This window comes from Thermococcus sp., assembly GCF_027023865.1.
GTDB lineage: Archaea > Methanobacteriota_B > Thermococci > Thermococcales > Thermococcaceae > Thermococcus.
This window is the reverse complement of record NZ_JALVUC010000019.1, coordinates 264,934-290,992: the sequence shown is the minus strand read 5'-3', so window position 1 is coordinate 290,992 and position 26,059 is coordinate 264,934. Positions and strand designations below refer to the sequence as shown.

Sequence of the window (26,059 nt, the reverse complement as noted above, 5' to 3'; positions counted from 1 at the left end):
TTCATCCTTCCACGTTTGAGGTACAGTATTACCTGCCCAACGGCTACGCTTAATTCCCTTCCTGCAACCTACTAACAAAATGGATTGAGACAGAAACATAGCTCTACGTCAGGATCAAGTTGTCGCTTACCTCTCTCTGGTCTCGCAGGTGACCCTGGAGTCCCGCGGCGAACACTGTGAGTTTCTCCCCGTACTCCGCGAAGTTTGGAGACTTGACAATAGTCAACTTTATTCTCCCTTCCTCAAGCTCAACATCAAAGACCCTTGAAGCAAGTTCTCTCATCTCACTAAGAGCCTCTTCGGGAGCGATATCCCGGTTCACGGCGAATACTCTTATCCTCCCACTCTCGCCGGAATCTTTTCTTAAGTGCCCCATGAACGCTTCAAGGGAGCCCTCTTTTTCATAATACCTTAAGAGTTTGTCAAGCCCGAGTGTTACCCTGAAAACAAAGTCTTCCGGAACCTTTTTGAAAAGTTCGTGAAGCTTTTTAACTCCAATTGGAAGCTCCTCTGTGGGGGGAATTTCACCCATAACATTCCCAGTTTTTGACAGCCCACCTATCTTTACTACGTAAGCATTCTCGAGGAGTGCTGTATCTATCCCGACTACCCCTAGCTGGGCTTTGAACATGTTAAGGTGATCAAGGACGTCAATGATTATCACCGGGATGTTCTCTCGGTGGAGATACCTAAGGAGTACGTCAAGGAGAAGATGGATCGGTTCGTTGGAAGTGAACTCGACTAGGATGTCTTCCCCCGGTTTAATGCTCTTCAAGTATTCAAAGACGACCTCCTCAAATTGCTGTGCCATGTGTTTTCACCTCCTTCCTCTGGAACGTCTTTATGTTATTCTGGGTTATTAAATTTTGCCTTTCGAACTTTTTTTCAGATTTTAAGGGAATCTTCAAAGTTTTAATTTGATTTTTTCAGATTAACTTCTCCTGCATGAAACCATCAACCACTTTAAACACGGCCAACTACGTCACCAGATTACTCATCCTCCACGAGCACGTTTACAAGCCTCACTCTCTTTCCGGTCTTCCGCACTATGGCCTCGATTATATCGGGGTCGTCGATGTCGATTATCTCTCTACCGGAGATGAGGTTGATATGGGGTTCTGTGTTTATCTCAATCCTCGTCTCACCCCCGAGGGAGAAGAGCTCGACCAGCCCAAGTTCTCTCAAGATGAGGACATTTGAGTAGAGGGTCGAGAAGCTCATCGTCGGGAAAACCTTTCGTATCTCTCCGAGCATTTCCCCGAGGGATGGATGCTCCGCCCCCTTTTCATCGAGCATCTCAACGAGCTTCAACCTCTGGGGCGTGAGTTTGTAGCCGTTTTTCCTGAGCTCCCCCAAGGCTTCTTCCTTCCACATGGTTGAGGTTAGGGCCAAGTCTTTATAAGCCTTACTAAATAGAAATAATTTCTAAATAGAAAAGTTTATTAAATATAAGTAACTACCAAAATTGGTGAAACTTATGTCAGAACACAACAGACGGCTCGTGAAGCGAGCCGGTATAGACGTTGAGAAACTTTTGGATATGCTACTGAAGGCGGCCGCGGCTGAGTTTACAACCTATTACTACTACACGATTCTAAGGAACCACGCAGCGGGTATGGACGGTGAAACAATAAAAGAAATCATTGAAGATGCCCGCCTTGAGGACAGGAATCACTTCGAAGTCCTTGTGCCTAGGATATACGAACTCGGTGGGGAGCTCTCCAGGGACATTGTGGACTTCTCAAAGATGGCCTGGTGCAGCGACGCCTACCTGCCCGAGAACCCGACCGTTGAGGAGATACTGAAGGTTCTCCTCCAGGCGGAGCGCTGTGCCGTCGGTGTCTACACGGAGATATGCAACTACACGATGGGCAAAGACCCAAGGACCTATGACCTTTCTCTGGCCATCCTCCACGAGGAGATAGAACACGAGGCTTGGTTCGAGGAGCTTCTGACCGGAAAGCCGAGCGGCCACTTCCGGAGGAGTAAACCAGGTGAAAGCCCCTGCGTCTCGAAGTTCCTCAGGTGAGGCTTTTCAAAAGAGAAACATTATTAGGGAAGAAGAAAGTGAGTTGATAGTGGTGATACCATGTTGGCCAAATATCCGTTTGAACTCCCCAAGGACAGGCCCCTAACCAAGACCGAGATAGCACAGGCCCTCCGCTGGGCTATCGAAGCTGAGCTTGATGCTATGAGCATCTACGAGCAGTTAGCTACCGGTATTGAAGACGAGAGGATAAAAGGTATCTTCCACGATGTTGCAAACGAGGAGAAGGAGCACTTCGGGGAGTTCCTTGCGGCGCTCTTCGAGGTCGATGAAGAACTCGCAAAGTACATGAAGGAAGGCTTTGGGGAAGTTGAAGAGGAAACCGGGATAAAGGTCAATCTTTGACCCTTTCCTTTGTTCAAGGGAAATCATTATTAGGCTTAATGGCACACATAACTACGGTGATGTCTATGTCTGAACCACTCGTTAAACACGCCTATGAAACCGAAAAGAAGGCTGCCTCCAGCTATACCGACGGTTTAGGACTCATACGGGGGCAGGGATTGAGGTATACAAAGGTTGAGGAGATAGTCGGAAGGATAGCCGTTGACACCGTCATCCACAAGCATCTTATGGAAGCAATCCTCGATGCGCAGAAGGAGCTTGAGAAGCTCGCCGGCGAGGGGCCACTCTCGGAGGTTAGAGACGTTGAGCTTTCCCCCGAGCAGAAGGCCCTGGTGAAGCGCTTCGCAGAGATGCATCTCGATATAGAGAAGGATATGATAGATACCTATCAGAAGATGGCGGAGAAGATGACCCACCCACTCTTTAGAGGATTGGCAGAGGCAATAGTGGAGAACGAGAGGGAACACCACAGGCTCCTAGCGAAACTGATAGCAGAGTACACGGAGTGACCTCTTCTCTCTGCTTTAACTTTTCAAAAACGGAAGAAGATAAGGCCTCACGGCCCGACGTTCATCATCTGGCTGTACATTGCCCAGTCGAGGAGGAGTTCATACTCGGCCTTGAGGTTGTAGTAGTGACCCCACTCCATGTCGCTGAGGTAGCGCATTAGGCGCTTTTTCTCCTCGGTGTCAACCATCTTCTCAAGCTCGGCGTAGAACTTAGCCGCCATCTCCTCGGCCTTCATGGCCCACCTGATCAGCTCTATTATGTCCTCAACACCATGAAGCTGCCTTACTACCGGCTGAAGCTCCGGCCCTATGTGCTCCTTGGGGAAGACGATCTCCTTCCCAGGGAAGGTGTTGGCGTAAATCCTCCTCAGAAGTTCTTCGTGCTTCTTCTCCTCTCCTGCGAGCCACGTTATCTTGTTCTTAAGTTCCTTTATCTCTATCCTCTCAGCAAGGCTTTCATAGAAGTTCCTTGCCCCAATTTCGGCCTTTACAGCCATCCCCAAAAGCTCCTCAAGTGAGAACTCCTTAACCCTCTCGAGGGGGAGTCCCTCCTCAAGCTCCGGTGGAACCATCTTCATCACCCCATTCTTCGAGCAGAAGCCCGATTTCGTTATACGCTTCAATCCTCTTAAACCCTTCCTTCCGCAGAACCTCAACGATATCCCTTAGAATTCCCCTTTGGACGTTTATCGCCAGCATCTGGCAGAAGTGGCATTTGGGTGTTGAGCGGGCGAGAAGGAGGAAGACCTGAGCCTTGCCACCTTCGACGGTGAGCCCATAGAGCAGACCCTCGTCCACTATGTCAAGCCCCGTTTCGGGATCCTTAACGGAGCGGAGAACCTCAACGACCCGCTTTACCTCCGGGGGGAGATCTTCCCTGGGACCCCTCTTCGGCCTTTTGGCGGGTTTTTTGAAGATGCCGAGAAGTCCCATCTCAGGCCCTCTCCGCGCTTATGTCCTCCCATTTGTAGCCCTTCTTGTTCTCAAAGATGCCGACAATGTTGTTCTTAAGGTCGTAGACGTAGACGTTCTGGAACCTTATGAGGGCGAAGCGCTCCATTATGTCGCCGATTATCTTGGAGTAGGCTATCGCGCTCTCGCCAGTTATATTGTACTCTGCATGGCTTTCGAAGTTGAGCCAGACCTTGAGCGTGTCTTCCGCAACCTCCAGTCCGGCTATGATGCCCGAGTCCAAGACGTCCCCCCCGGTGACGGGGTCGGTTACCCTGGCAAGCTCTTCAAGGACCGGCTTGTAGTGCTCCGGCCACTCACGGTCTGGTATGTAAACCTTCATTTTTCTCACCGTTCTTTTTTAAGAGTGCACGGTTATAAGCCTTCCTGGGCAGAAGTGTGAAGCACACCATCCGCCAGATGGAGGCGGATAAGGGCTGAGATCCAGAGGAGCTGTGAGAGTAGATAGAGCAGTGACACGTAGAAGTCGCCGCCGTAAATCGCGTTCAGGAGAAAGAAGGTCATGAAAATCCATGCCGCGGTCCTGGGAACCCGTGAGACCCAGGAGGGTATGTACATGTAGAAGGCAAGCGCATTTATGAGGAGCAGAGTCGAGACGACAGAGAACGACTCAACCACGAGGGTTCGGCTTCCCCCACCGAGAACCAGGGCCATGCCCACAACCGCCGTCTGGAGGAGCATCTCTATGTTCGCCCTGACGAGACCGCTTTCCGAGAGGGCGTAGCCTATGAGAACCGGGCCGAGGAGTATGGCCCATTCAATGGCATCCCCGCCAGAGGAGGCTCCAGGTAAAAACCCTGCGGCAGTCACAAGTCCTCCGACAAGAACCAGCCATGAAAGACCTTTCTTCCGAAGATGGCGGTGTTCAACGATTCTCGCCAAATTCCAAGTCAGGAATATGCCCAAAAGGGATAGAACACCCCCAAAGGTCATGATCTGAAAATACGCTTCCATTTTAACCATCACCAGCGAAGATAGAGAGAGTCCCTCCGGCGGTTAATAAACCTACCTATGGGGTAAAGGAAAAGAGAGAATAAAAATCACTCGAGCTGAACCTCGTTCTCCCAGAGGCCGTGGATGTTGCAGTAGCTGAGGGCGTAGAGCTTGCCCTTCTCCTCGGTCCTGAAGAAGAAGACAGCCCTAGGCTCGGTCAGCGGGTCGCTGTGGTTGCTGAACTCGACCTTGCCGACGAGTATTGGGAAGGCTCCGTCCTCTGGGTGGAACCAGAGCTGTATCCAGGCGATGTGGTGCTCCGGAGTGTTCGGGTGGGGTATCTCCTTGCCGACGCTGACCTCGACCTTGACAAGGTCGCCATCCTTCTCGTACTCTATAACGGGGACGTGCTTCTCCCCTTTCCAGTCTCCACTCTTTATGGTTCCGCTAAGCATCTCAACCACCTCACTCTATCCTTTCAAACATGTCCTTAGGAGCGCCACAGAGCGGGCAGACCCAGTCCTCGGGCAGGTCTTCAAACTTGGTGCCGGGTTCCATCCCGCTGTTGGGGTCACCCTCGTCTTCATCATAGACATACCCACAGACTATGCACTTCCACTTTGCCATTTTCTTTCACCTACTTGGTGTTATTAAGTCGTCCTTATAAGGTTTGTGGTTCAAACCTGTGAAGTGGAAAAACAAAAGAATCATTCAAAGACTATAAACTCCTCCCCTGGCGTTCCGCATATCGGGCAGCGGTCGGGGACCTCATCCACCGCAGTGTAACCGCAGACCGGACAGATGTAGACCTTCTTTATCTCAATGTCTTCGCCCTCCTCAGCCTTCTCCTTGGCCTCCGCGTAGAGCTCGGCGTGTATCTTCTCGGCCTCAAGGGCATAATATGTCGTCCTGACGGCTTCCTTCTCCCCCTGGAACTCGGCGACGTTCTTGAAGACCGGATACATCTCCTCGACCTCGTAGGTCTCACCGTCAATTCCCGCTTGGAGGTTCTCATGAGTCTTGCCAGGGTTCCCAAGGGCTATGAAGTGGTTCTTCGCATGGACGAACTCGGCATACGCAATGGCTCTGAAGAGCTTCGCTATTTTCGGAAAGCCTTCCCTCTCCGCCTGCTCGGCAAAGATCAGGTACCTCATGTGGGCCATGCTTTCGCCCGCAAAAGCATCTTCAAGAAACTTCCGGGTCATTTTCCTCTTAACGGCCATCTCCAACCACCAAAGAGTGTACTGCGACATGAATTGAGCCTACCCGGTATATATGGTTTTCTAAACCTTGGGGTGTCTCCATTGGCCCCATCACCTTCCAGGGATTATCACTCCGAACCTAAAGATTAATCACTTCCCGCTTTGGGTTTTATACGGTGTTGTAAATGAAGGAGGTTGTCATATTCGCCGGTGGCTGCTTCTGGTGCATGGAGGAGGCCTTTGAGAGACTGCCCGGGGTCATTGAAGCGGTCTCGGGCTACACCGGTGGCCAACTTGAGAACCCAACTTACGAGCTGGTCTCCACGGGTGAGACCGGTCACCGCGAGGCAGTTAAGGTGATCTACGACCCAGAGAAGATTTCCTATGAACGTCTTTTGGAGGTCTTCTGGAAGAACATCGATCCCACCGACTCTGGAGGGCAGTTCGCCGATAGGGGAGAGCAGTACAGGACGGCAATATTCTACTTCAATGAGGAACAGAAGAAGTTGGCGGAAGAGTCCAGGCGGAGGCTTGAACTCTCGGGAATCTTTAAAGGGCAGATAGTCACGGAGATTCTACCTGCAAGTGAGTTCTATCCCGCCGAGGACTACCACCAGAGTTATTACCTCCGCTTTGAGACAAACTACAAACACTACAAGCGCTATTCTGGAAGGCTTGACTTCATCAAAGAGGCCTGGGAGAAGAACCGTTACTTCAGAATCTTCCCGGAGAGGGAGCGCTACTGGCTGGGTTATGTTAAGCCGGATGATTCGGAACTTAAAAGCCTCTTAACGCCACTCCAGTATCGAGTGACCCAGCTTGGCGACACTGAATCACCTTTCAGGAACGGGTACTGGGATAATTATGAGGACGGTATTTATGTGGATATCGTTTCGGGGGAGCCGCTCTTCAGCTCGCTCGATAAGTACGATTCGGGGAGGGGCTGGCCGAGCTTTACCAAACCGCTTGAAGAATGGGCAGTTATCGAGGCTGATGAGTGCAAGGGCTTTCTATGCGGAAGGGAAGTGAGGAGCAGATTCGCAGATTCCCACTTAGGCCACGTCTTTAACGAGCCAACACCAACCGGAAAGCGCTACTGCATAAACTCCGCGTCGCTGAGGTTCATTCCGAGAGATGGACTTAGAAGATACGGTTACATCGCCTACAAGCGGTTGTTCGATTGAGATTCTCCAAAAAGTTCAAGGCAGACTCCACACTTTTTTGGATCTATTTCAGGATCAATCTCCGCATGAAAAGAGCATCCGTAACCTTTGCCAAGGAATTCAAGGGAGAGTTTCACGAGCTCGGTGTGTATCTCGTACTCACTGGGCCTCTCTGCGATTATCCTCTCGGCAAGCGTTTCCAGTTTTCTGTCAATGTCAGGAAAAGCAGAAACATCTATCGTCTTCCCGCGTTCTTCCTTAAGATAACGGGAAACCGCGGACTGAGTTATGTGGAGTAGCTTCGCTATCTCAGTCTGTTTTAAACCCCTCCCCCGGAGATGCTCAACGAGCCTTCGTCTGAGTGAAGGGTAGACGTAGCGCGAGGCCACCTCAAAGGCGTTGGTCTTCATGGTTCCAATTATGACGGGTGGAATATTTAAGGTTTTTCAAGGGCCTTAAGCTCCGCCATCATCTCTTTGAATTTGTCATCGCTCATCCCGAGGAGTCTCTTGGCCCCTTCCAGGGTTATTGTCTTAGCTAAAGTTTTTCTCATTTCGGGGTTCTCAAGCGGCGAAAAACCGTACTTTACGAGGATCTTGAGGGATTCAGGATAGACCTTCAATAGCTGGGCCACGTTTGTTTCCTCAGTTATCTCATCAAGTTCATCATCACACTCCTTGACCTCCACATTAAGCTCCTTCGAGTTTTCAGTTTTTGTAACCCTGAGCACGAAGAAATTGCCAATCTCCTTGATATCAATGGAGTAACCAGCTTCTTCAAGCTTCGGTATCATATCAACGAAGGGCTTATCACCGAGCACCTCAAGTGTATCTCCGGTTTTCAGCTTTCCGAGGGACTCGACTATCATAACAGCGGGTTGTGGGGCCTTTAGTCCCCTAACATCGAGCATCATTTTGCACCACCGATCTATGGTATGACGTACGGCATATAAACTTTATTGAGCAAATATGACCAGCAATACTTATAAGATGTGTATATGACACTCGTCATGGAGATGATAACATGAAAGCCGTCGAGATATCCCCAAAGGTTTATTGGGTGGGCGCTAAAGATTGGAACAGGAGGGTTTTTGATGCCCTTATCTCCCTACCTAGAGGGACATCCTATAACTCCTATCTAATAGTTGGAGATGAGAAAACTGCCCTCATAGACACTGTATATAAGGATTTTGAGGGTAACTTGGGAGAAAAAGTAAATGAGGTCCTTGATTTAGGGGATATAGATTACATAATCATGAATCATGCAGAACCTGATCATTCAGGTGCTATCCCTTATATCTTGAAGCAAAACACGAAGGTGTCGGTGGTTACAACGAAGAAAGGGGCTGAAATTGCAAAGGCATACTATGACCTCCCTGATGAAAGGTTAATCATTGTTAGAGAAGGCGACGAAGTTTCCCTCGGTGGAAAGACACTAAGGTTTATAGAAGCTCCTTGGTTGCATTGGCCTGAGACGATGTTCACCTATCTCTTAGAAGACAAGATACTATTCACTTGCGACTTCTTTGGGGCTCACATCGCGGATGGACTCTATGATGATGAAGTACCCGATATTATGGTCCATGCCCAGCGGTACTTCGGTGAGATAATGATGCCGTTCTCATCCATGGTGAGAAAGGCACTTCAAAAGATTGAGGGGCTTGATGTAGATATGATCGCTCCAAGCCACGGTCCAATATATCGGAACCCACAGAGGATAATAGATGCCCACAAGAAATGGAGTCGTGGCGAAACGCAGGAGAAGGTGCTCATAGTGTATGTGAGTATGTATGGGACCAATGAGGAGATTGCAAGGAAGCTTGCAGATCGTTTAATCGCCGAGGGAATAGAGGTTGAGGTTTATGATCTTGTGAGTTCTGATATTGGCGATATCGCCAAAGACCTTGTGGATTCCAGGGCAATAGTACTTGCCGCACCCACCGTCCTTGCAGGGGCCCATCCACTAGCTGTTTATGCGGCGTATCTTGTAAAAGCACTTAGACCACCAGCTAAATACGCATTGTTGATCGGCTCCCATGGATGGTATGGAAAGAGTAATGATGCCCTTTTAGAAATGTTAAAAGGATTAAACTTCGAACTCATAGGTACCCTGGACATCCACGCAAGACCCAGCGCTGGAGATTATAACGAGTTCCTCAGGCTGACGGATCTCCTTATAAAAAAGGTTAAGGAGGGGTGAGGATGACTGAATTACTCAACAACAGGGAGTATAAAAAGGAGCAACTGAAAAAAATCCTACTGAGGATTCACGAGGGGGAGAGCGTTGAAAAGCTCAAAGAGGAGTTCAAAAGGTTACTAAGCAACATCTCACCTCTAGAAATACCTATTATAGAACAAGAGCTCGTCCAAGAGGGGATTTCAGCAAAGGACATAGCCAAGATGTGCGACATTCACGTTGAGCTTTTCCGGGAGGCAGTTAAAGGAACCGATGAACTTGAGGAGAGGGATTTGCCGGACGGCCACCCACTCAAGACCCTCTATCTCGAGAACAAGGAGATAATGAAGGACTCCGAAATGCTCAGCCTATACGCGAGAACACTGACAACTACCAATGACGAGCGCATGAGGGAAGAAATCCTGGGTGTCCTGGAGGAGATAGTCAACAACCTCAGAAAAGTCGGCTTCACCCACTACAACCGAGAGGAGATGCTGACATTTCCATATATTGAACGGAGGGGTATTACAGCGGTGGCCACCGTTCTCTGGACGAAGCACGACGAGGTAAGATTTATGATAAAGTACCTTGCCGAACTCCTGAGGAAGAGGAACGAAATGCCTTGGGAGGAGTTCGTTAAGCTCTTCAAGGACAAAGCCGGCGAGGCATCCTTCGCCCTCAACGATATGGTTTTTAGGGAGAACAACATATACTACCCAACACTCAAGGCCCTGCTAAGCGACGGCGAGTGGAAGGCCATTAGAATGCAGGAGGACGAGATGGGTTACTATAAGGTGGATCCGCCAGCTTGGGATCCCGGTGAGGATGTTAAACCGCTCCACCCATGGGAGATCAACCCGGAGCTGAGCGTAGAACAGCTACTGAGCCTCCCGAAGGAAGTTCAGGAAGCCCTCAAAGGTCAGCCTCTTGAGTTTGATAAAACGGAACTCAAGCGCGATGGCGACATAGACCTCGGGACAGGCTACGTTAATGTCGAGGAGCTTAAGATCATCTTCGAGGCCCTGCCGATGGACGTTACCTTTATAGACAAGGACGACCGCGTGAGGTTCTTCTCGCCGGGAGAGAGGATATTCGACAGAACGCTCTCAGTCCTTGGAAGACCGGTCCAGCTCTGCCACCCACCGAAGAGTGTTTACATTGTGAACAAGATACTCCAGGCCTTTAAGGAGGGCAGGAAGAAGGAAGCCACTTTCTGGCTCCATCTCGGGAAGAAGTACGTCTACATCAAATATGTTCCTCTCTTCAATGAGAGGGGCGAATACATCGGGACACTTGAGATGACGATGGACATCGCACCGTATAAAAAGATAGAGGGTGAAAAGAGACTGATAGACTGGGAGGAATTGGAATGAGGGGAAAAGAGGAGATATTCAGGAAAAGGGTTGAACGCTTCCAGGAACTCCTCAGGGAGAACGACATAGACGGGGCAGTTATAAGAACCCTCTCCACTTTCATCTACTTTACGGGGACGAAATGGCTCCGCCCAAGCCTTCTCATCCCAGCAGAGGGCGAGCCGACTGTCTACGTCGTCAAGGGCGAGGCAGAGCTTTTCAGGGAGAAAAGCTGGGTAGAGAACGTAGAGGAATACCAACGCGCCGAAGATTTAATGGCCGGAATCGTGACGTGGGTAGCCACGAACGGCTTTACGAGGGTTGGCCACGAGTTCAGCGTCGAGAGAGATGCCTATACCTTCTTCCTCAATCTCTTCAAGAAGTTAAACCCCGTTGTGGAGGTTGTTGACGTCCTAAACCTCACCATGAGTCTGAGGATGATAAAGGACGGCTGGGAGCTTGAGAACATCAGGAAGGCTGGAAAGATAGCTCAAAGGGGCATGAAGGTCGCGGAAGAAACAATAGCGCCGGGGAAGAGCGAACTGGAGATAGCGGCTGAAGTCGTCAGGGAGTTAATGCTCAACGGGAGCGAGGATCCAAAGGTCTACGTCTCAACCACACCCAGGGCTCATGCAGAGCCGTTTAGGGATCTTAAGGTTAAGGAGAACGGCGTTGTAACGGTAGTCATAGGGACGGACTGGAACCACTACTACTCCAATACAGCCAGGACCTTCGTGGTCGGAGACCCGGGGGAGAGGGTTAAAAAGGCACTAGAGGTTAAGGAGGAAGCCCTGAAGCTCGCCCTGGAGGAGACGAAGGTCGGGGCAACTCTGAGCACAGTCGAGAAGAAGCTCGCCGACTTCTTCAAGGAGAAAGGCTTTGGTGACGCCTACCTCACCGGGTATACCCATGGAGTTGGGTTACTCGTTGAGGAACCGCCTATGCCGACGATAATAGTGCAGACGAGGGCTGAAAAGGTTCAGGAGAATATGGTGTTAAGCATCATCCACCCCCCATTGATGATTCCTGAGGGGGCGATAAAGCACGAGGATACCTACATAATAAGGAAGGACGGGCTGGAAAGGGTTACCTGAGCCTTTCTCTTTTGTTTGCCTTTTTATGAGGGGGGCAAGAATAAAAGGAAAGGACCATGAAGGCTCCTCAATGGCCGCTTTGACATCCTCGAGCGCGTCCCTGATAACGTCAACAATGTCCTCGGCCGTGTTTATCGCGATGTATACTTCGCCGTCCTTCTCGTAAAGGAGCATCGGGCACGGGGCGAAGGAGCCGATCTCGTACTCGACCTTGGTCATGTCGTAGAACTTCTTCGGGTTGCAGACGTAGAGCAGCCTGTAGGGCTCCATCTCAACGCCGAGCTTGGCCTTAACGACGTCGCTCGGCGTGAATTCCATCACGACCCTGTAGGCTCTCTCCTCAAGCTTTGCCTTAAACTTCTCCTCGGCCTCCTTGAGGCCCATATCAAGCTTTCTCCTGTACCCGAACATCTAAACACCTCCTCAAAGCTGTGAGAGTGATTCGAAGAGCCTGCTCCAGAGTTTGAGTGGGGTCACCTCGGTGAGCATCAGCAGGCCGAGCACTATCATGACAGCCCCCAGGATGAGCTCCCACCTGGAGCTTTTCCCGCCAAGCGAGACCCCGCGAGAGAGCAGTTTCCTGTTTATCCACCCGCCAGGTCCTTCGACATCGTGATGAGGTAGACGGTGAGGCCCATCCCGAGGCTGTAGGTGCCCATAACGATTACTCCCTTGAGGGTCTCCCCGGTCAGGGCGGCGGTTATAACGGCGAATCCCACGTACGGGGCTATACAGCCCAGCCACGTCGCTCCCAATGCGGAGCCGAGGGCGAAGTCGTAGGCGAGGCCTCTTTTGGAGGAAACCCTCTCGGCGGGGGAAAAGCTGAGGAGCCTTTCAAGTCTCGCACTGACGCGCTCGCTCACGAAACTCGCGCCTATGGCTATGAAGCCAGCCCCTCCAATCAGGTAGAGGGCTCCCTGTATTCCCGAGGCGTAGTTCCCAAGGCTCCCGACGAGGGCACCGAGAAGGGCGAAGGAAGCCACCATTCCGGCTATTACTACCTCAACCTTTCTCCTTGCAAATGTTAGGGAAAGGGCACCAACTATAACCGGGAGGACGCAGGGCGAGAAGACGCTAACGATACCGGCTGAGAATATCGGGAGGAGAACTGCGAGGCTGAGGCCACCTGTCCTCTGTGCCCTCTCAGGTCTGGCTGTCTTTGTGCTGCTTATTCTGCTGTTCCCAACCGCCTTTTCAACGAAGAACGCCAGCCCATCCGGGTTGAGGGCACCAACCGCAACTCCCTTCAGCACCATAGTTCCCTTCTCGGCCTTGAAGATGACCATTGTTGGCGTGCCGGGAACGCCGACGCTTATCTCCTCACCGGCCTTTTTCGGCGTATAATAACCGCTGTTACCCGGCTGGATGACTATGACTGGGCCATCAACCCTATAGCGGAGCGTTGTTATCCCCCTGCCTCTGTAGACATCAACCGCCACCAGAACGAGACCGTTGAGAGCTTTTTCTGCCGTTTGGGTGGGAAAGACGCTTTCTTTCATGTACTGACAGGCGGGACAGCTCTCGGAGTGATAGAAAATGAAGAAGTAAGCTCCCTCGTGGGACTTAATCAGAGCATTGAGCCCGTTCTCGCTTGAAACATCGTGAAATGACAGATTTCCGTAGCTCACCTCTGCGGCGGTGGCCACACCGGAGAAGAACGCAAGAATGAAGAGAATCAGGAGTGCCTTTTTCACAGGGTTCACCTGAAAAAAGATTGAAAGGGCGGTTAAAAGCCTTTTTTGAAGCTTTTTTCATCAGAATGTCATCGGAACGTAGCCCTCTTTGAGCCTGTCGGCTATTATCCTCCCGACATACTCGACCCTTGCATACCTCTGGAGCGAGACTTCAAAGCTCTCCTCCTCAGCTATTCTTTTGCAGGCAACCGGCAGCTTTCCAAGCTCTCTGAGCTTTTCGATCCACGAGACGAAGCGCTCGTCCCCTCTTGCTATGGCTTCCTCTACCGGGCCGAAGAGAATGACCTCAACGTCTTCGACCCAGCCGTATTTTAGCGCGTTGACAGACCACATAAAGCCCGGCAGTGCCCTCTCATCACCGCTTGAGATTATCACGAGAACTTTCATGCGGCTCACCGATTACAATTAAATGCCGCCCTTAAAAGTTTTTCGGTTAATGACGTGTTAATTGTCGTCAATAGACGAATCCCCGGCCGCTAATCAACCGCCGCGATGTGTATCACAAGGAAGAGCACGAAGAGCAGCGTTGTTGCGATGTGTATGGCCTTCCAGTAGCTGAGGGCCCGAACAAAGAGCAGAGCGGTCTTCTTCTCGTGCCTCCGAACTGCCTTGGCAATCCTTCTATAGATGTATCTCCCAATGAAGCCGCTCACGTTGAGTACCACGAGGGTGATGCCCATTCCGAGACCGCTGAGGCCCGCGGCACCGCTGTATACCCCGCACGAGACGAAGTGGACGAATGCAAGGAGCGAACCGGCCACTGTAAGCGCGTGGTGTATCTCCATGGGGGTGATGGGCCCGAGAACCGTCAGATAGGGCTGCTCCGGTTTTATCTCAAAGCCCCATTCACCCGATTTTCTGTGGACTATCATCATCTTCCTCTTTGTTAGGGCGTAGTAGGTAACACCGACGGCTATGAGCGCAACCCCTGCCTCTGCAAGGCCTCCATAACCCGCTTCATACTCGTTCTCCTCTTCATCCGCGAGCACCAGAGGGGAGAGAAGCAGAAGGAGGAGAAAAATCGTCAGGAGCTTAAGCTTCATCCTCCCCCCTCCTGAACTCCCTTCCAAACCCGTTGAGGCTCACCTTCCCCCACTCGGTGACGTTTTCCCGGGGCGGCTTTTTCTCCGCTGGGTAGCCAACCCCGATTATGCAGAGCACGCGGTAGTTTTCGGGAATTCCCAAAAGCTCCTTCACGTAATCCTCAGCGGTTTTGCTTTCATCGTGCATTCTGTTCCTTATCTGAACCCAGAATGCCGAGAGTCCGATGTCAAAGGCAGCCAGCTGTATGTGCTCCGCCGCTATGCTGGCGTCCTCTACCCAGACGTCGCTCCGGCCTTCGTCCGCGGTCACAACGATCACCAGCGGCGCGGTGGCCAGACCCGAAGCCCCCAGCTTGGCCTCCGAGAGGGCCTTGAGCTTCTCTCCATCGTCCACAACGATGAAGTGCCAGGGCCTCTTGTTGAAGGAACTCGGCGAGAGAAAGGCAGCCTCAAGCAGCTTTTCCACGAGTTCACGCGGCACGGGCCTGTCCTGAAAGCGCCTCACACTCCGTCTCTTTCTCAGAACTTCAAAGAACTCCATGCCACCACCGTGGAAAGTTCTCCCGAGGGTTTAATATCCTTCCGCCGCTCCCCAGAACTGTCCAGAACCTTTGGTTTTCAAAAGCCTTTTTTGAGTTCCAACGAAAGGGTTTCCGGTGAGAGCATGCAGGTGGAAATGGACTTTTCAAGGCACTTCCCGATCATAGGAATCGAGGGACAGAGAAAGCTGAGCGAGAGCACCGTTGCCGTTGTCGGAGCCGGCGCGCTGGGCAGCTGGGAGGTCTACTTCCTCCACAAGCTCGGTGTCGGGAGGATAATCGTTATCGACAGGGACTTCGTTGACGAGAGCGACCTCCCCAGGACGATATACACCAAGGAGGACGTTGGAAAGCCGAAGGTTGAGGTTCTGAAGGAGCGGTTCGGGGTCGTGGGGCACTTCGAAGACCTCAACCCCGGGACGGTGGGTCTCCTAGACGAAGCTGACCTAATAATCGACGGGACGGACAACATCTACACGAGGCAGGTCATAAACGACTACGCGGTCAAGAACAACAAGCCCTGGATTTACGTGGGTGTCCTGGCAACCTACGGCAACATAATGCCGATAATCCCCGGAAAAACCGCCTGCTTCCGCTGTCTGATGCCCAAACTCCCTGAAAGGCCTTTGCCGACCTGTGCCATAGCCGGGATAATGAGCTACCTCCCGAGCTTCGCCGCATCGCTGGCGGTGGCACTGGCGGCGAAGATTCTGCTCGGCGAGGAGGTCGAGAGCGAACTGTTCTTCTTTGACCTCAAGAGCATGGACTTCGAGAAGGTCAGGATACCGAGGAGGGAGGACTGTCCCGCCTGTGTGAGGAGGGAACTCACGTTTCTCGAAAAGCGGATAAAGGTCGAGCGCATGTGCGACGGCTCGATACAGGTGACGCCGCCCGTACCCATGAGCATAAACCTCGACGAGTTTGCGGAGAGGTTTGAGAAGCTCGGCATCGAGTACCTGAAGACGAGCCAGTTCATCCAGTTCGAGGACGACTACGCCGAGATACTGGTGTTCAGGACGGGCAGAATGGTAATCCGCGGTGCCGAGGACGAGAAGGAGGCCAAGAACTTCTTCGCCCGCTACCTGGGTGGTTGAAGTGATAATCGTGCGCTACGGCGAGGTCGGCATCAAGGGCGGCAAAAGGAGGGAGTTCGAGAGGAAGCTCAGGGACAACATACTCGCCGCGCTGAGGAGGAAGGGCATAGAGGGACGGGCGAAGATAATCAGGGGGCGGATACTGGTCGATGCCCCGGACGATGCGGCTGGAATAATCGCCAAAGTGCCCGGCGTGGTTTCCGTCTCTCCCGCTAGGGAGATGGACTACGAGGAGATTCCCGCCTACCTGAAGGAGGTTCTCAAAGGCCTCAACCCGGAGAGCTTCAAGGTTGAGACCCAGAGGCTCGACAAGACCTTCCTCAAGACCTCTATGGAGGTAAACCGCGAAATAGGTGCTTTCATCGTTGAGAACTTCGGCTGGAAGGTCGACCTCAAAAACCCGGAGCTCGTTGTCGGGATAGAGATAATAGCCGGGAAGGCCTACGTCTTCCTTGAGAAGCTCAGGGGAGTTGGCGGCCTGCCAGTTGGGACGCAGGGCAAAGTCGTCGTCCTGCTGAGCGGGGGCATAGATTCTCCGGTTGCCGCCTTCCTCATGCTCAAGAGGGGGGCTGAAGTCATCGCGGTGCACTTTGACCAGGGGCTGAACGCGAGGAGCGTCGTCGAGAAGGTCGTTGACATACTTGAGGACTACTCCCCTGAGCCGATAGAGCTGATAGTGGAGAACCACTTTGAGATCCTGAAGCCATACGTCTCGGCCCTGGTAAAGGCCCATCTCCGCGAGTGGACGTGCGTGGTCTGCAAGGTGGCGATGCTGAGGAGAGCTGCGGAGATAGCGAGGGAGAAGGGTGCGCTGGGGATAGTAACCGGAGACAGCCTCGGACAGGTGGCCTCACAAACCCTCTCGAACCTGTATTTCGAGACGATGAGCGTGCGCTTCCCGGTTCACAGGCCCCTCCTCGGCATGGACAAGGAGGAGATAGTGGCGATAGCGAGAAAGATAGGGACGTATCAGGCGTTCCTTGAGTACCCCTACTGCGACTGCCCGTTCCGCCCGGAAAGGGTCGTTACGAGCGGGAAGCTTGAGCGGTTCCAGAGGGTTCTGGAGGTTCTCGATGGGGCCGGGCTGAAGGATTGAACATTGCTCCGTTTTACCCACATCTGTGAAGAAAGGTTTTAAAAGTGTGCTTTTCTACCCAAACACGGGTAAAGAAAAAGCGGTGATGCTCATGCTGAAAGTGGAAAACCTCCATGTTAATGTTGCCGAAAAGGAAATCCTCAGGGGAGTGGACTTTGAACTCGCATCGGGCGAGCTCCACGTCGTCATGGGGCCAAACGGTTCAGGAAAGTCCACACTGGCTTTAACGATAGCTGGACATCCGAGGTACATCGTCACGGAGGGCAGGATAATCTTCGACGGGGAGGAGGTAACCAGGGCAAAGCCCGAGGAGAGGGCCAGGAAGGGAATCTTCCTGAGCTTCCAGCACCCCGTCGAGGTCGAGGGGGTCAAGGTCATAAACTTCCTCCAGAGGGCTCTGAAGAACTTCAGGGGCGTAGACGAGGTTGAAGCCTACGACATGGTATTCAAGGCAGTCGAGGAGCTCGGCTTTGAGGACTCGATGCTCTCAAGGGGACTGAACGTCGGCTTCTCCGGCGGCGAGAGGAAGAAGCTTGAGATGCTCCAGGCGTACCTTGTGAAGCCCAAGCTGCTCATTCTCGACGAGCCGGACAGTGGCGTCGATGTTGACTCGCTCAAGGTCATAGCCGGGGTAATAGCGAGGCTCCATAGAGAGGGCACCGGGATACTCCTCATCACGCACTACGGCAGAATACTGGAGTACCTCAACCCCCAGAGGGTTCACGTGCTCAAGGAGGGCAAACTGGTGGTTTCCGGCGGGATGGAGCTTGTAAAGCTCATCGAGGAGAAGGGCTTCGCGGCGGTGGGTGAGAATGGTGCAACAGTCAAGGCTTGAGGAGATTCTCAAAGCTGGCTCGCTTGAGGAAATCCTGGGAACCGCCGTCCCCTACCCCAAGGAAATCGAGCTGCGCGGTGAGATCACCGAGGATGTCATCAGGGAAATATCCCGCATAAAGAACGAGCCCGAGTGGATGCTGAGGCACAGGCTCAAGGCGCTGGAGCTATTCAAGAAGCTCCCGATGCCCAGGTGGGTGGTCGGAATCGAGGAGCTTGACCTGGAGAGTTTCTCCCTCTACTCAAAGCCCGAGGTGGGCAACGAGGTTAAGGACTGGGACGACCTGCCGGAGAACATCAGGAAGACCTTTGAGAGGCTCAACATCCCGGAGATAGAGAAGAGGTTCCTCTCGGGCCTTACGGCGGTCTTCGACAGCGAGAGTGTCTACTCTCAGCTCAAGGAGGAGTTCGAGAAGAAGAGCATAATAATGGTGCCGATGGAGGAAGCGGTTCAGAAGTACCCGGACATCGTTAAGCGCTACTTCGGAAGGGTCTTCCCGGCTGGAGAGCACAAGTTTTCAGCTTTACACCACGCCCTCTGGAGCGGTGGGGCGTTCGTCTACATCCCGAAGGGAGTCAGGGTGCCCTTCCCGATAGAGGCCTTCTTCGTCATAGGCTCCGCGTTGGAGGGCCAGTTTGAGCACACCCTCCTAATAGCGGACGAGGGGAGCTACGTCCACTTCATAGAGGGCTGCAGCGCACCGATGTACAAGGGCTTCTCCTTCCACGACGGCATGGTCGAGATTTACGCCCACAGGAACGCCACGGTGAAGTTCACCACCATACAGAACTGGAGCAGGAACGTGATAAACTTCAACAACAAGAGGGCGATAATAGAGGAGAACGCCTACGTCGAGTGGATCGAGGGGAGCATAGGGAGCCACATAACCTACACCTACCCGTCGAGCGTCCTGAAGGGCGAGGGAGCGAGGACAGCCCAGTACGTCGTCTCGCTGAGCAACGGGCCGTATCTAAAGGACACCGGGGCAAAGACCTGGCACCTTGCTCCCAACACCAGCTCGAAGATAGTCTCCAAGAGCATAAGTGCCAACGGCGGGATAAACATCTACCGCGGCCTGGTGAGGATCTTGAAGGGAGCTAAAAATTCGACGGCGACTGTATCTTGTGACTCGCTCATCCTCGACGAGGAGAGCAAGGCCTACACCTACCCGCACAACCAGAGTGACGAGCCGAGCGCGAGCATAATCCATGAGGCAACCACAGGGAAGCTCGGCGAGGACAAGCTGTTCTACATGAACTCCAGGGGAATAAGCGAGGAAGAGGCGAAGAGCCTCATAGTCCTCGGCTTCATCAGCGAAATCCTTGAAGGACTGCCCTTCGAGTACGTCGAGGTGCTCAAGAAGGTCATAGAGCTCGAGTTCAGCGAGGTAGGGGGTGTTGGCTGATGCTTATCGAGAGAAAAGCGCTTGAGAAACTCACCTACCAGAAGTACGGCGACAGTCCAACCATAAAGAGCTACACCAAGTGGAAGCTCTTCGAGGAGAACTCACCGCTCAGGCTTCCAACCGAAGCAAAAGCAGGGGAGGTTCCGATAAGGGGGAACATAACCCTCTCGGGAAGCGAAGCGAGTTTTGACCTTCCGGATGGAGTCGAACTGGGCGAAGGGACGCTCGGCCTCTCCCAGCCGGGGGAGTCGAGGATCCTCGGCTTCCACTTCTATGCCCTTAAAAAGGCCTACAGGGTGAAGATTACCAGGGACTTGGTGGAGCCCCTCGTCATAGCCTCCCACCTCTCAAGGAGGGCCTTCATCAGCCACCACATCATCATCGAGGCCGAGGACGTTAAGGCCCCGATAATAATCTACGATTTCGCCGGGAAAGGAGCAAAGTCCCTCGTGGTCGAGCTGAAAGCCAGAAACGCCGAGCTTGAGATCCTGACCGTTGGGAGGCACGAGGGCCTTTCTCACTACCTCCTCAGGGCGAGCCTCGGAGAGGGTGCGAGCGTCAGGGCCTTTACCGTCATAAGCGCCGGGGAGATGAGCCACCACCGCGAGGACTACTCCCTTGAGGGTAAGGGAAGCGAGCTGATACTGAGGGGAATGCCGATAGCCATAGGCTCGGCTGTCGACTACCTCACCAACGTCCTCCAGTACGGGGAAAAAACGGCCAGCGAGACGAGGGTTCACGGCTTCTCCTACGAAAACGGCTGGACAGTTCACAGGGGCGTTGCAAAGGTCTTTGAGAGCGCCAGGAACTCATCGAGCGGGGTTGTGTCCCATATAACCATAATGGACGAGGGCTCGCTCGGCGTGAGCGTGCCGATGCTTGAGGTCGACACCGGAGAGATAGAGAGTGCATTCCACTCCTCGGCTGTAAGGCAGTTCGATGAAGATGCGCTCTTCTACCTCCGGTCGAGAGGCCTGGACAGTGATGAGGCGATGAGCCTCTTCGTCCACGGCATTGGTGAGGCCCTGAGCGGTCACCTTGAGAGACTGAGGAGCAAGGCAAGAAGCGCCACCGCGGAGCTCGTCGAGGAGCTCCTCTGAGCTTTCTTTTTTTGAGACAGATCAGTCAAACACCAATAGTACTAATCGGGATTAGGCCTGTGAAATCTGAAAATGGGTTGCCTGTCAATGCTAGCGCTCAGAAGACAGGTTAACACTTCCACAGCCAGAAATACCTAACACCGTCCTTTTTCAGTCCAGGAAGAGATATATATGTTCACACCCAAAACTACACAGTGTTTATATACCTCAACAGGGTTTCAACGGAAGGAGTCCCGTGGGAGAGGGATTCTCTTTCCATTCAGGGACAGGTTGAAAAGGTGGTGTAAAGAATGAAAGTCCCGCTGAGGCCGCTCAAGTACTCCGGAATCCTGGCCGGGTTGATCTACTGGCTCTTCGTTGCCTGGAGCATAAGCCGTAACGGGTGGTTTTCCTTCTTCCACAACGCCCTGAGCGACCTCGGTTCACTCGAAATGGCCACCTCGCCGTGGATATACAACTACGGCCTCATCTTGACGGCGGTGTTTATGCTTGTCTTCTCCATTTACCTCATCCTCGCATCGGAGAACAGGCTCCAGACGGTCGGTGGGGCGTACATCAGCATCTCTGCCCTTTTCCTGGCCCTCATAGGGGTTTTCCACGCCGGCACTAGGCCACACTCCTTCGTCTCGACCTACTTCTTCGTCCAGTTCTTCCTGGGGATGCTCGTCTACGGGGCGGGTTTAAAGGATAAGACCGTTCGCTACGGTTCGGGGTTTATCTTCGCGCTGGCGGTGATGGGGACACTCATAAACTGGCCGTCGGTGGCGCTGATAGAGACCTATGAGATAGCCCTGGTGATGGCCTTCACGGTTCTCGTCGCGGTTAGGGGTGAAGCAGTTTTTGATTAATTTTTTCCACTTTGCAAGCATAACCGTTAATAACATCCTCGCCTAACCCTGGCTATAAGTCACTTGACGAGTTCTTCTCGATTTTTTGCTATCTCGTGGCTAAAAGATGTGATAGCATGAAGGCGAAAAAATTGGCGGGCTTTGCCCTGCTTTTAAGTGTCGTGATGCTCGGCGCATTTATATCTGGATGTATTGACCAAGGAAACGTAACCAGGACGGTGTCGCCGGAAACCGGGAGTTCGACGGGAACACCCGCAGAGAGCACAGCGACCGAACCCCCCAGGGCGACCGATGAGGAAATCCTGGCCCTCGTGGGCCAGTACGATAACGCGATAGGAGATGCGAAGGCCCAGCTCCAGAAGACCGGCTTCGAGATAAAGGATGGTGAGTTCTCAAACTGGGACGCAAAGGCGGAAGAGCTGAGGAAGAAAGCGGATAAAGAAACAGACCCCAGGCAGAGGACTGCAATGCTCTACGACCTCGCCAGACTGAGGTACTACGAGCTCCTCAACCTCAGGTCAGCCGTCGGTATAAGCGCTGTCGAGAAGGCTTACTGGGAGAACGCCACCACCGGCGAGTCGATAGAGGCCTTCTACAGCCCAAGGGGCGACTTATTCTACACCGGAAACGGGAAGACGACCAGGATGGACGTCCCACAGATGGTCGAGAAGATGTACTCCATCACGAAGGGCTACGAGCTTGAGATCATCGAGATCTACCAGGTCGGAACCGGGGGCGTCCTCGCCCGGGGCATTAGAGAGGGCGGGAGAACCGTGGGAGCCGGCCAGATCGCGGGAGTAATCGGGGCGAAAAAGGGCGCGTGGATAAAGGCCATCGGTGAAGGGAAGCCAAGCGCCATAAGGCTCATTGACCCGAACACCGGGGAGACCATCGTGAAGGTTCTGCCCGACGAGAACGGTTACTACCAGATACCGCCGGTCAACACGACCCTTCTTGGAATGGTGGACGACGATGGCTTCTGCTACCGGCCGCTTCCGCTCGACAGCAACACAATGACCCTGTTACCCGAGGAACCCGACCCGCCCCTCGTGTGCCCAGCCCCCAACGTGGCCCCGTTCGTGTTTGAACCCACGGATACGGGCCCCTACGACCCCGCCCCTATGGAAGACCTCTACCTCATGCCCGGCCAGTACACGGTGCAGACCCTTGTTATGAAAGCTGACCTCAAGCAACTCGCCGAGCAGCTCGTCAACATAAACGTTAGAATGGGCGGAACGAAGGTCGAAACCAGGAGAGCGAAGAAGGCACTGGATGCATTCCAGAACGCGGTAACTTTCGCCGAAGCCTCGATGAGCACGCCGGTGGAGACAACGTGCTCGTGCACAGTAAGCCCGCTTTTGAACGGCATCTTCAGGGAGACCTTTGGGGGCGAGCCCTTCGCCGAGGTTCCGGCCCCTGAGAGCATCAACGTTACCGACTTCGGCACCGGGCCGTTCATCCCTATTCCGGCCGAGGGACTCAAGGACTACTCCGCCGAGGTGAGGGTGTTCGTGGTCTCGGACTCGAAGGGCAACGTGAACGTCCTGATCAACGAATCCGGGATAAGCGAGGGCGAGAGGCTGGCCCCAAGCTACCTCAACAGAGCCTTCATCGAGGTCGTCACCGGCAGGAACCCCCAGACAGGGAAGGAAGTAAAAATAGTGGCGTTCAAGATTCTCAACACCGACGGGACGGTGGCGCTCCGCCAGACGGCGTTTATGGCCGACAGAACGGTCAGAGTTTGGGTCTTTTCCGGAGGAGAACTCCCCGGAACCGGTTGAAAAAATTAGGGGGTATCCCCCCTACCGGTTTTTTGTTGTGTTGAGAGGCTCTCCGATCGTCCCTATGTAGTACGTCTGGAGGACTTCATAGTCTTTCTGTGTGTGTTCACGGAAAAAGACCTCGGTGGCGTTCGTGCCGCAGTACTTCAGTATCGCCTCCCTGCCGCCGGGGTGCGTGTCTATCAGTGAGGTGACGTTGTAGATCCCGTCCTCGACAACGACCCAGCAGTCGCTTGAGGAATTGTGCTTTGCCATCTCTGCAAGGGTCAGTCCTCCGGAGGTTGTGGCGTTGGAGGCACTCACTGAGCCAGGGAATGTCGGGGAGCTCTGAGGGACCAGCGACATCAGCACTACCCCCGCCACTACCGCGGTCCAGATTCCGAGGGCTACCTTCAGTGCTCTCTCGCTTCTGAACGCCTTGACGCGGTTTAGGGCAATTAACAGCCCTGCAGTGGCGTGGACGTAAAACAGAGGTACGAAGAGGTACGCTGCCAGGGTGTGGGCTCTTCTGGCGGTTTCATAGCTCATCAGGGATCCGAGGGCCGACGTTGGATCCCTCATCGCCAGCCCCGTTGCCATCAGCACCAGGCTTACCGCTATCAGCAGTTCACCGGAGACTACGAGCACTTTGGTTACCCGCTTCACCCTTCCACCTCAGCACTCTTTGCAGGTGTTTATGCCGAGAACTTTGTAAAGGGCGCAGAAGCCCGTAAGTCCGGTTATCAACGCGACAAGCCCGACTATCAGTGTTGCAGTCCTGTACGGTATCTTGTCCACTGCCCAGAGGCCGAGCAGGATCAGGCCCAAAACCACCCTGATGGCCCTATCAATGGTTCCCTCGTTCCTCTTCATCTGTATCACCTCGATTTTCGATTGAACTCGAAACTCTTATATTCATTTCCCAAGAAATTTTAGGTAAGAACCTTCAAAATGAAGGTGGTTCTATGGACGAGCGCAACCTGAAGATATACCGCCTGCTGAGGAAGGACGGCAGGACAAAGGTGAGCGAGATAGCCAGGGAGCTTGGTATAAGCCACCCCTCGGCGAGGGAGAGGCTTGAACGGCTGGAGAAGCGCGGCGACGTGAGGGTCCAGGCCCTGCTCAACATAAAGAAGAGGAACTTCGTCTCTGCCGTCGTTAACCTGCGCGTGAGGAGCATGGACGAGGCGGAGAAGCTCGCGGACGTGTTTGCAAGGTGCCCCCGGACGGTCTTCGTGGCGACCACGACGGGGAAGTACAACCTCAACCTGGCTCTCATAGCAGGGAACCACTCCGTCCTTGAGGCCACTATAGAGAACACAATTCGTCCCCTTGAGGCCGTTAAGGAGATGGACGTCTCCATAGGCTCTTCGCCGGCCTATCCTGAGTTCGTGGACTTCAAGCTCGAGCCGGTCAGGGAGAAGGCACCCTGCGGAAAGGTCTGCACCGACTGCTACCTCTACGGCAAGAAGTGCAGCGGCTGCCCCGCGACGGTCTACTTCATGGGGCTGGATGGGAAGAGAGGATAGGTGCTAAACCCCCTCGGTCTTCTCCCTCAGCTTTTCCCTCACTTCCTCCCTTATCGCCCTCAGAGCCCTGGCGTACTTCTCAAGGGTTCTGAAAAGCCGTTCAACCCGCTCCTCGTACTTCTCGTCCCTCAGCTCTTCGCCCTCAAAGATATCGTCCACGTTGTAGAAGAGCACCTGTCCAACGGGAAACATTCGGTAGTTCACCGCGGCCGTTCTGAGCTCCATGAGGAGCCTGACCCCGCCGGCGACGACTGAAACCGTGCAGATTCCAACGGGTAGGGCCTCGTACTCGTCGTAGATCGTGTCGAGGAGTATCTTAAGCTCGCCCGGGTAGCTCCCGTTGTACTCCGGCGCGACTATGACGAGGGCGTCCGCCTCGAGGATCTTGGCTCTGTATCTCTCCATCTCAGGTGTCACCTTCCAGCGGTGGGTGTAGCAGAGGAGGTAGTCCTTAACGTCTATAAGCTCGGCCTCCCAGCCGAGTTCCTTGGCCCTCTTCGCGAGGTACTTCGCTACCCTCTCGCTCTTCCTGCCCTCCCTTGCCGTTCCGAGAATTACCTTTACCTTCATACCATCACCCAGATTGGTTCGCTTTTAAGATATTTAAATTTGTCCTCCAAAATGAAATGCTTTCGATTCTGGAACTTTTCACTTTGTTAGGCAAACCTATATAAATTAGGGTCGCCAACATAATGCCGAGGTGAATCCCATGGTGAAGGTTGGAGAAATCGTTCCCGACTTTGAGGCCGATGCGTACCTTCCGGAGAAGGACGAGATAGGAAAGCTGAGATTCTCGGGCTACAGGGGCAGGTGGGTCGTTCTGGCGTTCTATCCAGCGGACTTTACATTCGTCTGCCCGACCGAGCTTGAGGAGCTGGCCGACTATTACGAGGAGTTCAAGAAGGAAGGGGCTGAAATCCTCAGCGTTTCTACCGATACTGCCTACGTCCACAAGGCCTGGCACGACGTTTCCCCCGGCATAAAGAAGATAAAGTACCCGATGCTGGCCGACCCGGCAGGAAAGATATGCCGCCTCTTTGGCACATATATCGAGGACGAGGGGGTCTCGTGGAGGGCCACCTTCATAATAGACCCCGACGGAAAGGTTGTCCACATGGAGCTCCACGACCTCAGCATAGGAAGGAGCGCGAAGGAGATCCTCAGGAGGCTTAAGGCTTCCAAGTACGTCCGTGAGCACCCAGGCCAGGTCTGCCCGGCGAGCTGGGAGCCTGGCAAGGAGGCCTTAGAAGTCAGCCTTGATCTGGTTGGGAAGATATGATGGATCTTTCCATTCTGTAAATTTTTATCCCATATTTTGGTCAGA

General features: G+C 53.3%; 35 protein-coding genes. 16 read left to right on the top strand and 19 right to left on the bottom strand.

The genetic code is table 11. The features are described 5' to 3' along the window. Nucleotides 1-103: 103 nt before the first annotated feature. Both MV421_RS07255 and MV421_RS07250 read right to left on the bottom strand, forming a co-directional pair. The gene (locus MV421_RS07255; protein WP_297518073.1) at nt 104-811 is read right to left on the bottom strand and encodes a DUF257 family protein; all 708 of its coding nucleotides are present in this window, start codon (nt 809-811) and stop codon (nt 104-106) included. Between the two features lie 179 nt (nt 812-990). Beyond that, a complete protein-coding gene (locus tag MV421_RS07250) occupies nt 991-1,374 on the bottom strand; it encodes a transcriptional repressor (RefSeq protein WP_297518069.1) in 384 nt (127 codons plus the stop codon). Between the two features lie 103 nt (nt 1,375-1,477). Between MV421_RS07250 and dps the strand changes: the two genes are divergently transcribed. The 3 genes from dps to MV421_RS07235 all read left to right on the top strand — a co-directional run bounded on the left by dps (nt 1,478) and on the right by MV421_RS07235 (nt 2,901). Next, nucleotides 1,478-2,029 carry a DNA protection during starvation protein gene (gene dps, locus MV421_RS07245; protein WP_297503888.1) on the top strand — a complete coding sequence of 184 codons (552 nt, stop codon included), beginning with the start codon at nt 1,478-1,480 and terminating at the stop codon, nt 2,027-2,029. A gap of 60 nt (nt 2,030-2,089) precedes the next feature. Beyond that, nucleotides 2,090-2,392, top strand: coding sequence for a ferritin family protein (locus MV421_RS07240; RefSeq protein ID WP_297418035.1), 303 nt, complete (start codon nt 2,090-2,092; stop codon nt 2,390-2,392). A 65-nt stretch (nt 2,393-2,457) separates the two neighbouring features. After that, nucleotides 2,458-2,901: a ferritin family protein gene (locus MV421_RS07235; RefSeq protein ID WP_297518064.1), complete on the top strand. Its 444-nt coding sequence runs from the start codon at nt 2,458-2,460 to the stop codon at nt 2,899-2,901. Nucleotides 2,902-2,948: 47 nt separating this feature from the next. Here the strand turns inward: MV421_RS07235 and MV421_RS07230 are convergent, their stop codons facing one another. The 7 genes from MV421_RS07230 to MV421_RS07200 form a co-directional block, all read right to left on the bottom strand. Further along, the gene (locus MV421_RS07230) at nt 2,949-3,473 is read right to left on the bottom strand and encodes a ferritin family protein (RefSeq protein ID WP_297503890.1); all 525 of its coding nucleotides are present in this window, start codon (nt 3,471-3,473) and stop codon (nt 2,949-2,951) included. Continuing rightward, nucleotides 3,454-3,834 (bottom strand): iron-sulfur cluster assembly protein, encoded by a 381-nt coding sequence (locus MV421_RS07225; RefSeq protein WP_297418041.1) that lies wholly within the window; start codon nt 3,832-3,834, stop codon nt 3,454-3,456. The genes MV421_RS07230 and MV421_RS07225 overlap by 20 nt, the downstream gene beginning before the upstream one ends. Before the next feature lies 1 nt (nt 3,835). Continuing rightward, complete coding sequence (locus MV421_RS07220) at nt 3,836-4,195, bottom strand: hypothetical protein (RefSeq protein ID WP_297418085.1); 360 nt, start codon at nt 4,193-4,195, stop codon at nt 3,836-3,838. A 32-nt stretch (nt 4,196-4,227) separates the two neighbouring features. Further along, on the bottom strand, nt 4,228-4,836 hold the full coding sequence (locus tag MV421_RS07215) for a hypothetical protein (RefSeq protein WP_297503874.1): 609 nt from the start codon (nt 4,834-4,836) through the stop codon (nt 4,228-4,230). A 77-nt stretch (nt 4,837-4,913) separates the two neighbouring features. After that, the gene (locus MV421_RS07210) at nt 4,914-5,261 is read right to left on the bottom strand and encodes a desulfoferrodoxin family protein (protein WP_297418047.1); all 348 of its coding nucleotides are present in this window, start codon (nt 5,259-5,261) and stop codon (nt 4,914-4,916) included. 10 nt (nt 5,262-5,271) lie between these two features. Then, entirely contained in the window at nt 5,272-5,433 is a 162-nt protein-coding gene (gene rd, locus MV421_RS07205; protein ID WP_297418050.1) for a rubredoxin, read from the bottom strand. Between the two features lie 80 nt (nt 5,434-5,513). Further along, complete coding sequence (locus tag MV421_RS07200; RefSeq protein WP_297418053.1) at nt 5,514-6,029, bottom strand: rubrerythrin family protein; 516 nt, start codon at nt 6,027-6,029, stop codon at nt 5,514-5,516. A 164-nt stretch (nt 6,030-6,193) separates the two neighbouring features. Here MV421_RS07200 and msrA point away from each other — a divergent pair, with 164 nt between their 5' ends. Then, on the top strand, nt 6,194-7,192 hold the full coding sequence (gene msrA / locus MV421_RS07195; protein ID WP_297418056.1) for a peptide-methionine (S)-S-oxide reductase MsrA: 999 nt from the start codon (nt 6,194-6,196) through the stop codon (nt 7,190-7,192). Here the strand turns inward: msrA and MV421_RS07190 are convergent. Together MV421_RS07190 and MV421_RS07185 are read right to left on the bottom strand one after the other, a co-directional pair. Next, complete coding sequence (locus tag MV421_RS07190; protein WP_297418059.1) at nt 7,171-7,581, bottom strand: helix-turn-helix domain-containing protein; 411 nt, start codon at nt 7,579-7,581, stop codon at nt 7,171-7,173. The genes msrA and MV421_RS07190 overlap by 22 nt on opposite strands. Nucleotides 7,582-7,607: 26 nt before the next feature. Continuing rightward, the gene (locus MV421_RS07185) at nt 7,608-8,081 is read right to left on the bottom strand and encodes a DUF1858 domain-containing protein (protein WP_297418063.1); all 474 of its coding nucleotides are present in this window, start codon (nt 8,079-8,081) and stop codon (nt 7,608-7,610) included. A 113-nt stretch (nt 8,082-8,194) separates the two neighbouring features. Here MV421_RS07185 and MV421_RS07180 point away from each other — a divergent pair, with 113 nt between their 5' ends. Genes MV421_RS07180 through MV421_RS07170 form a run of 3 tightly spaced genes read left to right on the top strand, consistent with a single transcriptional unit; the run spans nt 8,195 to nt 11,792 of the window. After that, entirely contained in the window at nt 8,195-9,370 is a 1,176-nt protein-coding gene (locus MV421_RS07180) for an FprA family A-type flavoprotein (RefSeq protein WP_297518060.1), read from the top strand. 2 nt (nt 9,371-9,372) lie between these two features. Continuing rightward, a complete protein-coding gene (locus MV421_RS07175) occupies nt 9,373-10,719 on the top strand; it encodes a DUF438 domain-containing protein (protein ID WP_297419470.1) in 1,347 nt (448 codons plus the stop codon). Then, nucleotides 10,716-11,792 carry a Xaa-Pro peptidase family protein gene (locus MV421_RS07170; RefSeq protein WP_297419473.1) on the top strand — a complete coding sequence of 359 codons (1,077 nt, stop codon included), beginning with the start codon at nt 10,716-10,718 and terminating at the stop codon, nt 11,790-11,792. The genes MV421_RS07175 and MV421_RS07170 overlap by 4 nt, the downstream gene beginning before the upstream one ends. Here the strand turns inward: MV421_RS07170 and MV421_RS07165 are convergent. The 5 genes from MV421_RS07165 to MV421_RS07145 form a co-directional block, all read right to left on the bottom strand. Then, the gene (locus tag MV421_RS07165; protein WP_297419476.1) at nt 11,694-12,203 is read right to left on the bottom strand and encodes a DUF302 domain-containing protein; all 510 of its coding nucleotides are present in this window, start codon (nt 12,201-12,203) and stop codon (nt 11,694-11,696) included. The genes MV421_RS07170 and MV421_RS07165 overlap by 99 nt on opposite strands. 173 nt (nt 12,204-12,376) lie before the next feature. Next, the gene (locus MV421_RS07160) at nt 12,377-13,495 is read right to left on the bottom strand and encodes a cytochrome c biogenesis protein CcdA (RefSeq protein ID WP_297419480.1); all 1,119 of its coding nucleotides are present in this window, start codon (nt 13,493-13,495) and stop codon (nt 12,377-12,379) included. Nucleotides 13,496-13,546: 51 nt separating this feature from the next. Next, nucleotides 13,547-13,873, bottom strand: coding sequence for a hypothetical protein (locus MV421_RS07155; protein WP_297419535.1), 327 nt, complete (start codon nt 13,871-13,873; stop codon nt 13,547-13,549). 89 nt (nt 13,874-13,962) lie between these two features. Continuing rightward, nucleotides 13,963-14,529: a hypothetical protein gene (locus tag MV421_RS07150; RefSeq protein WP_297419483.1), complete on the bottom strand. Its 567-nt coding sequence runs from the start codon at nt 14,527-14,529 to the stop codon at nt 13,963-13,965. Then, nucleotides 14,519-15,070: a nitroreductase family protein gene (locus MV421_RS07145; protein ID WP_297503882.1), complete on the bottom strand. Its 552-nt coding sequence runs from the start codon at nt 15,068-15,070 to the stop codon at nt 14,519-14,521. Before MV421_RS07145 ends, MV421_RS07150 begins: the two co-directional genes overlap by 11 nt. A 123-nt stretch (nt 15,071-15,193) precedes the next feature. Between MV421_RS07145 and MV421_RS07140 the strand changes: the two genes are divergently transcribed. The 7 genes from MV421_RS07140 (at nt 15,194) to MV421_RS07110 (ending at nt 23,227) form a co-directional block, all read left to right on the top strand. Further along, nucleotides 15,194-16,162, top strand: coding sequence for a ThiF family adenylyltransferase (locus tag MV421_RS07140; protein WP_297419489.1), 969 nt, complete (start codon nt 15,194-15,196; stop codon nt 16,160-16,162). A 1-nt stretch (nt 16,163) separates the two neighbouring features. Then, nucleotides 16,164-17,258 carry a tRNA uracil 4-sulfurtransferase ThiI gene (thiI, locus tag MV421_RS07135; protein WP_297419492.1) on the top strand — a complete coding sequence of 365 codons (1,095 nt, stop codon included), beginning with the start codon at nt 16,164-16,166 and terminating at the stop codon, nt 17,256-17,258. A gap of 91 nt (nt 17,259-17,349) precedes the next feature. Beyond that, nucleotides 17,350-18,093, top strand: a complete 744-nt coding sequence (gene sufC / locus MV421_RS07130; protein WP_297503893.1) for a Fe-S cluster assembly ATPase SufC — start codon at nt 17,350-17,352, stop codon at nt 18,091-18,093. Then, a complete protein-coding gene (sufB, locus tag MV421_RS07125; RefSeq protein ID WP_297518057.1) occupies nt 18,071-19,498 on the top strand; it encodes a Fe-S cluster assembly protein SufB in 1,428 nt (475 codons plus the stop codon). Before sufC ends, sufB begins: the two co-directional genes overlap by 23 nt. Continuing rightward, the gene (locus MV421_RS07120) at nt 19,498-20,598 is read left to right on the top strand and encodes a SufD family Fe-S cluster assembly protein (RefSeq protein WP_297419499.1); all 1,101 of its coding nucleotides are present in this window, start codon (nt 19,498-19,500) and stop codon (nt 20,596-20,598) included. Before sufB ends, MV421_RS07120 begins: the two co-directional genes overlap by 1 nt. A 290-nt stretch (nt 20,599-20,888) precedes the next feature. Continuing rightward, on the top strand, nt 20,889-21,446 hold the full coding sequence (locus tag MV421_RS07115) for a DUF998 domain-containing protein (RefSeq protein ID WP_297419502.1): 558 nt from the start codon (nt 20,889-20,891) through the stop codon (nt 21,444-21,446). A gap of 116 nt (nt 21,447-21,562) precedes the next feature. Next, nucleotides 21,563-23,227 carry a hypothetical protein gene (locus MV421_RS07110; RefSeq protein ID WP_297419505.1) on the top strand — a complete coding sequence of 555 codons (1,665 nt, stop codon included), beginning with the start codon at nt 21,563-21,565 and terminating at the stop codon, nt 23,225-23,227. Between the two features lie 21 nt (nt 23,228-23,248). Here MV421_RS07110 and MV421_RS07105 read toward each other — a convergent pair whose 3' ends face one another. Both MV421_RS07105 and MV421_RS07100 read right to left on the bottom strand, forming a co-directional pair. Then, nucleotides 23,249-23,872 carry a cytochrome b5-like heme/steroid binding domain-containing protein gene (locus tag MV421_RS07105; protein ID WP_297419508.1) on the bottom strand — a complete coding sequence of 208 codons (624 nt, stop codon included), beginning with the start codon at nt 23,870-23,872 and terminating at the stop codon, nt 23,249-23,251. A 9-nt stretch (nt 23,873-23,881) separates the two neighbouring features. Beyond that, complete coding sequence (locus MV421_RS07100) at nt 23,882-24,079, bottom strand: DUF2892 domain-containing protein (RefSeq protein WP_297419511.1); 198 nt, start codon at nt 24,077-24,079, stop codon at nt 23,882-23,884. A 92-nt stretch (nt 24,080-24,171) separates the two neighbouring features. On the opposite strand from MV421_RS07100, the gene MV421_RS07095 reads away from it, so the two are divergent. Beyond that, complete coding sequence (locus MV421_RS07095; RefSeq protein ID WP_297419514.1) at nt 24,172-24,735, top strand: Lrp/AsnC family transcriptional regulator; 564 nt, start codon at nt 24,172-24,174, stop codon at nt 24,733-24,735. 3 nt (nt 24,736-24,738) lie between these two features. On the opposite strand, the gene MV421_RS07090 is transcribed toward MV421_RS07095, so the two are convergent. Beyond that, nucleotides 24,739-25,305 (bottom strand): NADPH-dependent FMN reductase, encoded by a 567-nt coding sequence (locus tag MV421_RS07090; RefSeq protein ID WP_297419517.1) that lies wholly within the window; start codon nt 25,303-25,305, stop codon nt 24,739-24,741. A gap of 139 nt (nt 25,306-25,444) precedes the next feature. Between MV421_RS07090 and MV421_RS07085 the strand changes: the two genes are divergently transcribed. Beyond that, nucleotides 25,445-26,014: a peroxiredoxin gene (locus tag MV421_RS07085; RefSeq protein ID WP_297518054.1), complete on the top strand. Its 570-nt coding sequence runs from the start codon at nt 25,445-25,447 to the stop codon at nt 26,012-26,014. Nucleotides 26,015-26,059 lie beyond the last annotated feature (45 nt).